Origin of the sequence: Streptomyces sp. NRRL S-920, from assembly GCF_000717945.1 — a bacterium.
GTDB classification, from domain to species: Bacteria; Actinomycetota; Actinomycetes; order Streptomycetales; family Streptomycetaceae; genus Streptomyces; species Streptomyces alboniger.
This window is the reverse complement of the sequence record NZ_JODF01000067.1, coordinates 1-11,450: the sequence shown is the minus strand read 5'-3', so window position 1 is coordinate 11,450 and position 11,450 is coordinate 1. Positions and strand designations below refer to the sequence as shown.

Annotated in this window: 12 protein-coding genes; 9 read left to right on the top strand and 3 right to left on the bottom strand. The window is 72.6% G+C overall.

Annotation, left to right across the window (positions count from 1 at the left end; all coding sequences use genetic code 11):
- Together IG54_RS0131865 and IG54_RS0131860 are read right to left on the bottom strand one after the other, a co-directional pair.
- Entirely contained in the window at positions 1 to 207 is a 207-nt protein-coding gene (locus tag IG54_RS0131865; RefSeq protein ID WP_030792665.1) for an MbtH family protein, read from the bottom strand.
- 227 nt (positions 208 to 434) lie between these two features.
- Positions 435 to 1,610 (bottom strand): Ku protein, encoded by a 1,176-nt coding sequence (locus tag IG54_RS0131860; RefSeq protein WP_030792662.1) that lies wholly within the window; start codon positions 1,608 to 1,610, stop codon positions 435 to 437.
- Between the two features lie 80 nt (positions 1,611 to 1,690).
- Here IG54_RS0131860 and ligD point away from each other — a divergent pair, with 80 nt between their 5' ends.
- From ligD to IG54_RS0131845, 3 genes are all read left to right on the top strand, one after another.
- The gene (ligD, locus tag IG54_RS0131855; protein ID WP_030792660.1) at positions 1,691 to 2,587 is read left to right on the top strand and encodes a non-homologous end-joining DNA ligase; all 897 of its coding nucleotides are present in this window, start codon (positions 1,691 to 1,693) and stop codon (positions 2,585 to 2,587) included.
- A 31-nt stretch (positions 2,588 to 2,618) separates the two neighbouring features.
- Positions 2,619 to 3,506: an ATP-dependent DNA ligase gene (locus IG54_RS0131850; protein WP_030792656.1), complete on the top strand. Its 888-nt coding sequence runs from the start codon at positions 2,619 to 2,621 to the stop codon at positions 3,504 to 3,506.
- A gap of 170 nt (positions 3,507 to 3,676) precedes the next feature.
- The gene (locus tag IG54_RS0131845) at positions 3,677 to 4,105 is read left to right on the top strand and encodes a hypothetical protein (protein WP_030792653.1); all 429 of its coding nucleotides are present in this window, start codon (positions 3,677 to 3,679) and stop codon (positions 4,103 to 4,105) included.
- Positions 4,106 to 4,114: 9 nt separating this feature from the next.
- Here the strand turns inward: IG54_RS0131845 and IG54_RS0131840 are convergent, their stop codons facing one another.
- The gene (locus tag IG54_RS0131840; protein WP_030792649.1) at positions 4,115 to 4,921 is read right to left on the bottom strand and encodes a nuclease-related domain-containing protein; all 807 of its coding nucleotides are present in this window, start codon (positions 4,919 to 4,921) and stop codon (positions 4,115 to 4,117) included.
- A 215-nt stretch (positions 4,922 to 5,136) separates the two neighbouring features.
- Here IG54_RS0131840 and IG54_RS43200 point away from each other — a divergent pair, with 215 nt between their 5' ends.
- The 6 genes from IG54_RS43200 (at position 5,137) to IG54_RS0131810 (ending at position 11,354) form a co-directional block, all read left to right on the top strand.
- Positions 5,137 to 5,643: a hypothetical protein gene (locus IG54_RS43200; protein ID WP_030792647.1), complete on the top strand. Its 507-nt coding sequence runs from the start codon at positions 5,137 to 5,139 to the stop codon at positions 5,641 to 5,643.
- 34 nt (positions 5,644 to 5,677) lie between these two features.
- Positions 5,678 to 6,340 carry a class F sortase gene (locus tag IG54_RS0131830; RefSeq protein ID WP_234336418.1) on the top strand — a complete coding sequence of 221 codons (663 nt, stop codon included), beginning with the start codon at positions 5,678 to 5,680 and terminating at the stop codon, positions 6,338 to 6,340.
- A gap of 50 nt (positions 6,341 to 6,390) precedes the next feature.
- A complete protein-coding gene (locus IG54_RS0131825) occupies positions 6,391 to 7,113 on the top strand; it encodes a hypothetical protein (protein ID WP_030792642.1) in 723 nt (240 codons plus the stop codon).
- Positions 7,110 to 8,414, top strand: a complete 1,305-nt coding sequence (locus IG54_RS0131820) for a sensor histidine kinase (RefSeq protein ID WP_030792640.1) — start codon at positions 7,110 to 7,112, stop codon at positions 8,412 to 8,414. Before IG54_RS0131825 ends, IG54_RS0131820 begins: the two co-directional genes overlap by 4 nt.
- A gap of 106 nt (positions 8,415 to 8,520) precedes the next feature.
- Positions 8,521 to 9,885: an FtsW/RodA/SpoVE family cell cycle protein gene (locus tag IG54_RS0131815; RefSeq protein ID WP_030792637.1), complete on the top strand. Its 1,365-nt coding sequence runs from the start codon at positions 8,521 to 8,523 to the stop codon at positions 9,883 to 9,885.
- Positions 9,882 to 11,354: a peptidoglycan D,D-transpeptidase FtsI family protein gene (locus IG54_RS0131810; protein ID WP_030792634.1), complete on the top strand. Its 1,473-nt coding sequence runs from the start codon at positions 9,882 to 9,884 to the stop codon at positions 11,352 to 11,354. Before IG54_RS0131815 ends, IG54_RS0131810 begins: the two co-directional genes overlap by 4 nt.
- Positions 11,355 to 11,450: the final 96 nt, after the last annotated feature.

The window sequence follows — 11,450 nt, the reverse complement described above, 5'->3', positions numbered from 1 at the left end:
TCAGGAGCCGGATATCAGGCGGGCCGGACGCATATCCGTCCAATGCTCCTCGACGTAGGCCAGGGAATCGGCCCGTGAACTCGCCTCTTGTGCGACGGTCCAGCCGGAGGGGATGTCGAGCCCGGCGGGCCAGAGAGCGTGCTGGTTCTCGTCGTTCACGAGTACCAGGTAATCCGCGCCATCATCTTCAAATGGATTACTGGCCATATACCTTAAACCCCCCGGAAATCCCAAAGAATCCCATTGTGTCCGCAGAGATCATTGCGCGGAATATGCAATTCCATCAAGCGATTGTGACATTGCTCACAGGGCGCAAAAGGGCGAGAGGGGGCGGTTTGACCGTATTCAGTTGATGACTTTATGCGGCCGCCTTACGAAGGTGTCCTCCATGCCCACCCCGTCGGTGGCCGAGATTTGCATTGTGTCCTTTTGCGTCAAGCGGAGGCCCGGCGCTTCGCCGTCGTCTTCTTCGCCGACGCCGTCTTCTTCTGCGCCGTCTTCTTGGCCGCCGTCTTGCTCGCGGCCGCCTTGCCCGCCGTCGCTTTACTCGCCGTCGATTTGCGGGACGCCGTCGTGGACTTCGCCCCGGCCTTCGCCGCCGTCGTCTTCGTCGCCGTCGTCTTCGCCGCCGACTTCTTGGCGGGGGCTTCCTTCTTCTTCGCCGAGGCCGACGTCGACTTCTTGCCGCCGACCTGCTTGGGGGTCGCGGGGGACGACGTGCGCGCGGACGCCGGTGCCGACTTGGCGCGGCGCGACTGGAGTTGGGTGACCTTCGCCTTCGTCCCGCTCTCAGCGCCCTCGTCGCCCCGGCCGCCCTCGTCGGACTCGCCCCGGGCCGTGCGGGCCGCGCGGACGCTGCTCTCCAGGGCGGCCATCAGGTCGATGACCTTGCCGCCGCCCGCCTCGGCCGCCGGGGTCTGCTCCGCGGGTGTGCCGCCCTCGACCTTCGCGGCGATGAGTTCCTCGACCGCCGAGCGGTAGTCGTCGTGGAGGGTGGACATGTCGACGTCACCGAGGGTGTCCATCAGGGCGTCCGCCAGGTCGAGTTCGGCGTCGCGGACGGTGACGTGGGACTCGGGGGCCACCCCCTCCGGCTCCCGGATCTCGTCCGGCCACAGCAGGCCGTGCATGGCGATCACGTCGTCGACGACGCGCAGCATGCCGAGGCGCTCCCGGCCCCGCAGCGCGTACTTCGCGATGGCCACCTTCCGGCTCCGCTTGAGCGCCTCGCGCAGCAGCGTGTAGGGCTTGGCGGCGGGGACGCCGTTCGCCGAGAGGTAGTACGCCGCGTCGATCTGGAGCGGGTCGATGCGGTCCGCCGGGACGAAGGCCACGATCTCGATGGTCTTGGCGGTCGGGATCGGCAGCGCGGCCAGGTCCTGGTCCGTGATCGGGATGATCGAGCCGTCCGCGTCCTCGTACCCCTTGCCGATCTCGGCCGAGGCCACCTCGCGGTCCTCCAGCTCGCACACCTTGCGGTAGCGGATCCGGCCGCCGTCCTCCGTGTGGATCTGACGGAAGGAGATCGAGTGGTTCTCGGTGGCGTTCACGAGCTTGATCGGGATGCTGACCAGGCCGAAGGAGATCGCACCGTTCCATATGGATCGCACGTCCGGGACCTCTCACTGGGGGATTGCGGGTGATCTGGCTGTTTCATGGCGTTAAGGGCGATTTATGGGACTCTCATCGTATGACGCCGATCACAGAGGTGGAGGGGCGACGGATCTCGCTCAGCAACCTGGAGAAGGTCATCTATCCCGCGAGCGGCTTCACCAAGGGCGAGGTGCTGCACTACTACGCCGGTACGGCCGGCGCCCTGCTCGCGCACCTCGTGGACCGGCCCCTGTCCTTCCTGCGCTATCCCGACGGACCGGACGGCCAGCGCTTCTTCACCAAGAACGTCCTCCCGGGCACCCCCGAATGGGTGCGGACCGCCGAGGTGCCCCGCTCCGAGGGTCCCACCCGCCAGATCCTCGTACAGGACCTGGCGTCGCTGATGTGGGCGGCCAATCTGGTGACCGAGTTCCACACCCCGCAGTGGCGGGCCGGCGCCCCGGGGCAGGCCGACCGGCTGGTGCTCGACCTGGACCCCGGCCCGCCCGCCACCGTCGTGGAGTGCTGCCGGGCCGCGCTCTGGCTGCGCGAGCGGCTGACGGCCGACGGCTTCCCCGTGTACGCGAAGACGTCCGGCAGCAAGGGCCTGCACCTGCTCGTCCCGCTGGAGCCGACGCCCTCCGAACGGGTCAGCGCGTACGCGAAGTCGCTGGCCGTCGAGGCCGAGAAGGAGCTGCCCGACCTCGTCGTGCACCGCATGACCCGCAGCCTGCGGCCGGGCAAGGTCTTCGTCGACTTCAGCCAGAACGCCGCCGCGAAGACCACCGCCGCGCCCTACACCCTGCGGGCCCGCGCCGAGCCGACCGCTTCCACGCCGGTGACCTGGGCGGAGATCGAGGCGTGCGAGGAGCCGGACCGGCTGGTCTTCACGGCGGACGACATCGCGCCCCGGCTGCGCGCACACGGCGATCTGCTCGGCCCCCTGATCAACCTCAACAACGCCAGACCCCTGCCCGCGCGGGCCGCGCGATGAGTTCGCCGGCACCCCCCGCGAAGGCCGCGCGATGAGCCTGCCGACGCCCGTACGGGTGGCCCTCGCGGAGGCCGTGAGCGCGCTGCCGGAGGGTGGCGGCTGGGCCTACGAACCGAAGTTCGACGGGCACCGCCTGGTCGTGCTCCGGGACGAGCGGGGCCGGGTGACCCTCCAGGCCCGCTCCGGGCGGACCGTCACCAGCGCCTTCCCCGACCTCGCCGAGGCCGCGGCCCGCCTTCCCGAAGGCACCGCCCTGGACGGTGAGGTCGTGGTGTGGTCCGGCGGCCGCATCGACTTCGCCGCCGTGCAGCAGCGGGCGGCGGCCACGCGCGCGCGTGCCGCCGTCCTCGCGCGCACCCTGCCCGCCTCGTACGCGGCGTTCGACCTGCTCGCGGAGGGCGGCGAGGACTGCCGCGGACTGCGGTACGAGGAGCGGCGCGCGCGTCTCGTACGGCTGCTGGCGCCCTGGGGGCCACCGCTCCAGGCCGTACCGTCGACCACCGACCGCGACCTCGCCCTGACCTGGTACGAGACGCTCCCCGCGACCGGCGTCGAGGGCCTGGTGATCAAACGGCTCGACAGCGCGTACCGGGGCGGCACGCGCGCGTGGCTGAAGCTGCGGCACAGCGACACCCGGGACGCGGTGGTGGTCGGCTGCACCGGCAGCCCCGCCCGGCCGCAGGCACTGGTCCTCGCCCTGCCGGGGGACGGCACCCCGGTCGTGTCGTCGCCGCTGTCCCCCGCCGTGCGGTCCGCCGCGGCGGGGGCGCTGCCGGACCCGGTGGGCGAGGGTGTGGCGACCGCGATCGGCATCGGCGACGTCACGTACGCGGCGCTGCCCGCGGAGCCGGTGGTGCTGGTCGAGGTGCGGCAGAACACGACGCGGCACGCGACGGCGGTCGTGGTCCGCTTCCGGTGAGGATCGACCCCTCGGGATAATGTGACTGGCGTCACACCTAATCAAGTTTGACTAGTTCGCCGCGAAGGCATAACCTCCTCGTCATTAGTCAAAGTTGATGAGCTTCCCGCTTTCCCGCTTGAGCAGGTCGCTTGAGCTGGTCGCTCGAGCAGAACGAACGAGGAGAACCCGTGACCTTCCTTCCCGAGACCGGCTACGTCCCGACCGACGAGGACCGCGCGAGCCTGGACGCCTGGTTCGCCGAGTACGACGCGCACAGCGCGAAGCGCGATGTGGAGCGCATGGCCGACCTGGCCGTCTTCCCGCTCAACCTGGTCAGCGACGACTCCGCGGGGGACGGGCGGTCGGCGCAGTGGGACCGGGAGCAGTTCGTCCAGACGATGACCCACGTGATGGGGGACGGCAGCGAGGACATCACCTTCGAGTCCACGCGCACGCCCGTCTTCCTCTCCCCCGCCATGGCCGTCGTCTTCACCGACTCGGTGATGACGGCGAACGGCGAGACGCAGCAGTTGCGCTACGCCGACATCCTGATCAGGCGCGGCGGCTCCTGGGCCTTCCAGACCATGGTCCAGGGCGGCTGGGGGGACAACCTCTGACGCGGGCTCTCAGACCCGCTGCCAGGTGCGGCGGTCCCTGGCCAGGGCGTGCAGGGCCTCCACGTCGGCCGGTTTCAGCACGCCGCCCAGGCGGGTCAGCGTCGAAAGGTCCGCCTCGCGCAGCACCCGCACATCGCGCGGCGGCGTGACGGGCGGGTCCGCCGCCCCCGTCCCGGCCAGCGCCAGGACGGGGCGGACCTCGGCCGTGAGCGCGAACGAGGCCCGGCCCGCGTCGGCGCGGAGCGTGCGCAGCAGGGGGACGGGGGCGGCGCGGCCGACCGTCACCATCGGGTCGGCGATGCGGACCCGCTGCCTGCGCACGGCGAGGGCGGCCACGCAGAACAGGCCGCCGGGGCCGATCAGCAGATGGTGGATGCGGGCGCCACCGGGCAGCGGCAGGGAGTGCAGTACGCGCCAGCCCGCGCCTTCGAGCCCGTCCAGCGCGTCGCCCACCGCCTGTTCCGCGGCGAGGGCGCGCTGCCGGGGGTCGGGGCGCAGCCTGCGCGCGGGCGTCCGGTCGCGGTCCAGGGCGATGTGCAGGGCCTCGCCGGGGCGGTTCGGGGCGAGGTCGTCGTCGGGGTGCAGGGCGAGGCGGGTCAGCTCGACGGAGCTGGGGACGGGCGGCGGTCCCACCGTGACCGCGCCGGTGAGGAAGGGCGCGAGGGCGCGCAGGACTTCGGCCTCGCGGTCCTCGCTGAGCAGGTTCACGCGGGACGAGTCACGGTCGTACCACGCCACGTTCCCGCCGCCCGGGAGACAGACGTACAACCGCTCCTGCCCGTGCCGCCAGGCCGGTACGACGCGCAGTCCGCTCATGCCGCATCACCCCTCGTCCATGGGACCAGCCCGCTGCCGCCGGGGGCAAGAACCCGTCCGCCCCGCAAGCCCGGCGGCCGGCCTCCCCGCGGTTCCGTAACAGCATCGCCCGCACAGCTATGGCCCGTTGTTACGCGGCCGCCGAGCCGCCGCAATGGCGGACACCTAACGTCGAAGCGTCCTGCCGCCCAGCCGCCCGACCGTGAGGAACGTCCGTGAGCACCCACCGCCAGGCCCTCGTCCGCACCGCCGCCCTCTCCGTGCTCGTCGGCGGCGCGCTGCTCGCGCCGGCCGCCGTGGCTCTCGCGGACACCCCGGCGCGGGAGTCGACGGCGACGGCGACGCGGCCGGCCACCGGGACCTACGACGTCACCCTGGGCAACGGCGCGAAGGCGCAGGTGCGCCACCGCGACAGCGCGTACGTGGCGACGATCTCGGTCAAGGGCGAGCAGATCGCCACCCTCTCCGCCCGGCACCCCACGGTGACCGAGAGCGGTGTGCGCTACGAGCTGTATCCGTCCAATGGACACATCGGCATCACGCACCTGGCGGGCGGCAGCGATGCCGGGCCCGGCACCCCGAGGGGCGGCGTCGAGGCGGGCGCCGAGGGGGTGCGCGACACGGGTGACCCGGCGTTCCTGGTGGCCGGGGGCGCCATGGCGGCGGCCGGTGCCGCGGGCCTCGGTTTCGCGATGCTGCGCCGCGGCCGCACGGACTCCTGACCCTCTCCCCGCCCCCACTGCCCCAGGAGTCCCCGTGAGCACCCCCACCGATTTCGGGCCCCGCCCCCACGGCGAGCCGGACCGGCGGCGTCCGCGCACCGGCCGTATCGCGGTCCTCGCCGCCCTGACGGCCGCCCTCGGCATCGGCCTGATCGCCTGCGGCCAGGGCGGCGGCGGCCATCCGGCCCCGGACGTCACGGTGGACAACGCCGCCACCGCCCAGACCGGCCGGGCCCCGGCCCCGCTGAAGGAGTCCAGGCCCACCGGCCTGCGGATCCCGGCGGCGGGCGTCGACGCGACGTCGATGCTCGACCTCGGCATCGGCGCCGACCAGGAACTACAAGTGCCGCCGGTGGACAAGGCGGAGGAGCCGGGCTGGTGGACCGGCGGGGTCACTCCCGGCGAGAAGGGCGCCGCCGTGATCGTCGCGCACTACGACACCGCGAACGGCCCGGCGCTGATGAGGAACGTCGCGAAGGTCGGGGTCGGCGACAGGATCCAGGTGCCGCGCGCGGACGGCGACACGGCCACGTTCAAGGTGCGGGAGATCCAACAGGTGGACAAGAAGGACTTCCCCACCCATAAGGTGTACGGGGCGACCGGGCGGCCCGAGCTGCGCCTGCTGACCTGCGGTGGGCCGATCGTCGGCGGCCACCGGTCTGACAACATCATCCTCTACGCCGACCTGGTGTCCTGACAGCGCGCCGGGCACCACGACAGGCCGCGCCCGCGGCAGGCAGGAGTGCAGTGAACCGCAGCCGGCTCGCGCTCACCGCCGCCTTCGCGGCCCTCGCCGCCGCGCTCGCGGGCGGCTGCGGCGACCCCGGCGGGCTGCGCGGCGCCGGTGCGACACCCACCGCCCAGGGCCCGACGCACCTCTGGCCCGACCTGCCCCCGCCGTCCGCGCCCGCCGAGGACTACGGCGCCATAGAGAGCGTGCGGGTCAAGGGGGTCAAGGTGCCCGGCGGAGACCTGCGCAAGGTGAACCCGGCCGACGTCGTCCGCGCGGACTTCGACCAGAACCCCGGCACGTACGACCCCTCGGACGCCTCGTACCAGGAGACCGTCGAGCGGCTCGACGACTGCGCCGAGGACGACTCCGGCGCGCGGGAGCGGTGCCCGGTGCTCAAGGCGTACTACCGAGATCTGACGGGGGACCGCAAGGACGACCTGATCGTCGGCGTCTCCACACCCGACGACAACCTCGACATCCGCGTCTACGCCGAGGAGGAGAGGCAGCTGACGCAGATCATGGAGATGAGCGACGCCGTGCTCGGCGTCGAGCTGGCCGGGCGCGACCTGATCATCCGCGCCGTCTCCAGCCTGCCGGGGTACGAGTACCACACGGTCTGGTCCTGGGACGCGCACCAGAAGACGATGATGCCCAAGCGGGACGAGATCGTGCGCTCCTCGCACGGCCCGCGTCCCAAGAAGCCCCGGGTCTCCCCGTCCGCGAGCACCGGGCGATGAGCCACCGACAGCCGCGCGGGCCGCGGCTTCCCGCCTGGACGGCGACGCTCACCTGGAAGGCCGCCGTCTTCATCACCGTCATGTGCTGCGCGCTCGCGGCCCTGCTCGGCACGTTCGTGCACGTCTCGGTGACCAACCAGACCGTCGGCCAGGCCCGCGAGCAGGCCCTGGACCGCCTGACGGAGGCCACCGAGCGCTACGAGGCGGGCGACCGGCTCGGTCCCGGCGTGGGCGTGGACCCGGCGGGCCTGCCGGCCGCGCTGCGCGAGCTGGCGCTGGACGGGGAGCGCGGCACGATGGTCGCCACCTACGAGTCCCGGCCGACGATGTGGGCGGCGGGGCCCGCCGACGGGCACCGCGCCATCGCCGTGCGGGTCGACTACGCCCAGGGCGCCCGCACCATCGACGGGCTCGACCGGGCGATCCTCGGCTCCGCCGTCCTCGCGATCGGCGCGACGCTGCTGGTCGGCGCGTTCGCGGTGACGCGGGTGACGCGGCGGCTGCATCTGACGGCGCAGGTCGCCCGGCGGATCAGCGGCGGCGACCTCGACGCGCGCGTCAACGACCCGCGCACCAAGGGCCCCACCCGGCACCAGGACGAGGTGGCGGCGGTCGCCGGGGCGCTGGACACCATGGCCTCCTCGCTCCAGGGCAAGCTGCTGAGCGAGCAGCGGTTCACCGCCGACGTGGCGCACGAGCTGCGGACGCCGCTGACCGGGCTGCACGCGGCGGCCGAACTGCTCGAACCGGGGCGCCCCACGGAGCTGGTGCGCGACCGCGTGGCCGCGCTGCGCACGCTGACCGAGGACCTCCTGGAGATCTCCCGGCTCGACGCGCGGAGCGAGCGGGTGGACCTGGACGCCCATCACCTCGCTCCACTGGCGGAGCGGGTGGTGCGGGGTGCCGGCGAGGGCACGGAGCTGGTGGTCGTACGCGATGTCTGCGTGGAGACCGACCGGCGGCGCCTGGAGCGGGTGCTCGGCAACCTCGTCGCCAACGCGCTCAAGCACGGGCGGGCGCCGGTGCTCGTGACCGTCGACGGGCCCGTCGTCACCGTGCGGGACCACGGCGACGGCTACCCCGACTACCTGGTGGAGCACGGCCCGCAGCGGTTCCGCACCGAGGGCACCAGCAAGGGGCACGGCCTCGGGCTGACCATCGCGCTCGGCCAGGCGGCGGTCCTCGGGGCCCGGCTGACGTTCACCAACGCCTCCGACGGCGGGGCGGTGGCGACGCTGCGGCTGCCCTTCGAGGAGTGCGCCGACGGGGACGAGGCGGCGGGGCCCGGAAGCGGTACGTGAACTTGTGCACGCTGCTGCTGAGAGCCCGCGCCGCCCCGCCCTTCGGCGCGGCCGACATAGGCGACATAAACGGACTTGAGGGCGGGTTGCTTGCTACGTTCCGGGCATGACCGGAACAGGAGCGGGCACCGCACCCCCCGCGGTCCCCGCCGTCCGTGTCCCCCGGCGCCGCGGCACCGAGCTGGCCCTGCTGGTCGTCGCCGTACTGCTGTCCGTGTACGGCTACTGCGACGTCGGCCTCGCCAGGAACGGCACCGTCCCGCCCGGCGCCGCCGGTTACGGCGCCGGGCTCGGTGTGCTCGCGCTCCTCGCCCACCTCGCCGTCCGCTTCCGCGCCCCCTACGCCGATCCGCTGCTGCTGCCCATCGCGGTCCTCCTCAACGGCCTCGGCCTGGTGCTCATCTACCGCCTGGACCTTCAGACCCCGAACGACGAGGCCGCGCCCGCCCAGCTGGTCTGGTCGACCGTCGGCGTCGCGCTCTTCACCGCCGCCGTGCTCCTCCTGCGCGACCACCGCGTGCTCCAGCGCTACGCCTATCTCTCCGTGGTCACCGCGCTGATCCTGATGATCGTGCCGATCTTCTTCCCGGCCGTGAACGGGGCCCGGATCTGGATCAGGTTCGGCGGGTTCTCCATCCAGCCGGGCGAGTTCGCCAAGATCCTGCTCGCCGTCTTCTTCGCCAGCTACCTCGCCGCCAACCGCACAGCGCTCGCCCACACGGGCCGCACCCTGTGGAGGTTCCGGCGCCTCCAACTGCCCACCGGGCGCGTCCTCGGCCCCCTCGTCGCGATCTGGCTGCTGAGCGTCGGCGTCCTGGTCCTGGAGCGCGACCTCGGCACGTCGCTGCTGTTCTTCGGCCTCTTCGTGATCCTGCTGTACGTCGCCACGGGCCGCACCGGGTGGATCGCGGTCGGCCTGCTCCTCGCCGCGTCCGGCGCGTTCGCGGTCGGCTCGCTCGAACCGCACGTGCACAGCCGCGTCCAGGACTGGCTGCACCCCTTCGCCTCCATCGACGCGGGCGAGGGCCCCAACCAACTGGCCCAGTCCCTCTTCGCGTTCGCCGCGGGCGGGATGCTCGGCACCGGCCTCGGGCTCGGCCACTCCATCCTCATCGGCTTCGCCGCGAAGTCCGACTTCATCCTGGCGACGGCGGGCGAGGAGCTGGGCCTCGCCGGACTCTGCGCGATCTTCCTGCTCTACGCCCTTCTCGTCGAGCGGGGCTACCGCGCGGGGCTCGCGCTGCGCGACCCCTTCGGGCGGCTGCTCGCGGTCGGCCTCGCCTCGATCATCGCCCTCCAGGTCTTCGTGATCGCCGGCGGTGTCACCGGGCTCATCCCGCTCACCGGCATGGCGATGCCGTTCCTCGCGCAGGGCGGTTCGTCGGTCGTCACCAACTGGATCATCGTGGCGCTGCTCATCCGGGTCAGCGACTCGGCCCGCAGCCAGCCCGTCGGCGAGGTGGCCCGGTGACCCGCTGCATCCGGCACGCCGCCGCGTTCTGCGCGCTGCTGCTCCTCGCCCTCCTCGTGAACGCCACCCGTGTCCAGGTCGTCCAGTCCGGCTCCCTGGACCACAACCCCGCCAACCGCCGCCAGGCCATCGTCCGCTTCGGGCAGCCGCGCGGCGACATCGTGGTCGACGGCCGCGCGATCACCGGCTCCAAGGACACCGGGGAGCAGCTGCGCTACGAACGTACGTACAAGAACGGGCCGTTGTACGCCCCCGTCACCGGTTTCGCCTCCCAGGTGTACGGCACCTCCTTCCTGGAGGAGGCCGAGGACGACCTGCTCTCCGGCACCGACCCGATGCTCGCCCCGCTCCCGCTGTGGAACGACGTGACGCGCGCGCGGAACCCCGGCGGCAAGGTCGTCACGACCATCAAGGCCCCGGTGCAGCAGGCCGCCTATGCCGGGCTCGGCGGCAAGAGGGGCGCGGTGGTGGCGGTCGAGCCGTCGACCGGGAAGATCCTCGCGCTGGTCAGCGCGCCCTCGTACGACCCGGAGCGGCTCTCCGGGACCAGCCGGACGGTGGCGGACGCCTGGACCGAGCTGAACGGCTGGCCCAGCAGGCCGATGCTGAACCGCGCGATCCGCCAGACGTATCCGCCCGGTTCGACGTTCAAGGTGGTCACGGCCGCCGCCGCGCTGGACGCGGGGGTCGTGACCGATCCGGACGAGCCGACCAGGTCCCCGAGCCCCTACACGCTGCCGGGTACCAGCACCCAGCTCACCAACGAGGTGGACGGCTGCACCAACGCCTCGCTCCGCACCGCCTTCGTATGGTCCTGCAACACGGTCTTCGCGAAGCTCGGGGTCGACACGGGCCTGAGCGCGATGGTGGAGACCGCGCGGAACTTCGGGTTCAACGACCGCAAGCTGCGGATCCCCTCGTCCGTCGCGGCCAGCACCTTCGACGCCTCCCTGGACAAGGCGCAGCTCGCGCTCTCCTCCATCGGCCAGTACGACACCCGGGCGACGCCCTTGCAGATGGCGATGGCCTCGGCGGCCGTCGCCAACGGCGGCTCCGTCAAGGCGCCCCACCTGGTGGACAGGACGACCAGGGCCGACGGCGACGTGGTCGACACGACGGGCACCAGGACACTGCGCCAGGCGATGACCCCGGGGACGGCGGTGCGGCTGCGCGAGATGATGAGGGAGGTCGTCGAGAAGGGCACCGGCACGAACGCCGCCATCCCGGGAGCGACGGTGGGCGGCAAGACCGGCACCGCGCAGCACGGCGTCGACAACGCCGGTACGCCGTACGCCTGGTTCGTCTCCTGGGCCCAGGGCGCCGGCGACCCGGAGCCGTCGGTGGCGGTGGCGGTGGTCGTCGAGGACGCGTCGGCGGACCGCGGTGACATCAGCGGCGGCGGCAGCGCGGCCCCGATCGCGAAGGCCGTGATGGAGGCGGCCCTGCGCGCCGCGCAGTTGGGCGGCTAGGGCCTGTCCGGCGGATCAGGCCGTACTTGGGTGGCGGTCACCTTTCTGCGCGGGTGAGCGGGGTCTGGTGCGTCGAGATGCAAGGCGGAGGAGGGC

Bases quoted from the DNA above. Each gene is read 5' to 3' on its own strand.
- ligD (WP_030792660.1), top strand. From the start codon at position 1,691: ATGACGCCGATCACAGAGGTGGAGGGGCGACGGATCTCGCTCAGCAAC.
- IG54_RS0131865 (WP_030792665.1), bottom strand. From the start codon at position 207: ATGGCCAGTAATCCATTTGAAGATGATGGCGCGGATTACCTGGTACTC.
- IG54_RS0131815 (WP_030792637.1), top strand. From the start codon at position 8,521: ATGACCGGAACAGGAGCGGGCACCGCACCCCCCGCGGTCCCCGCCGTC.
- IG54_RS0131820 (WP_030792640.1), top strand. From the start codon at position 7,110: ATGAGCCACCGACAGCCGCGCGGGCCGCGGCTTCCCGCCTGGACGGCG.
- IG54_RS0131850 (WP_030792656.1), top strand. From the start codon at position 2,619: ATGAGCCTGCCGACGCCCGTACGGGTGGCCCTCGCGGAGGCCGTGAGC.
- IG54_RS0131840 (WP_030792649.1), bottom strand. From the start codon at position 4,921: ATGAGCGGACTGCGCGTCGTACCGGCCTGGCGGCACGGGCAGGAGCGG.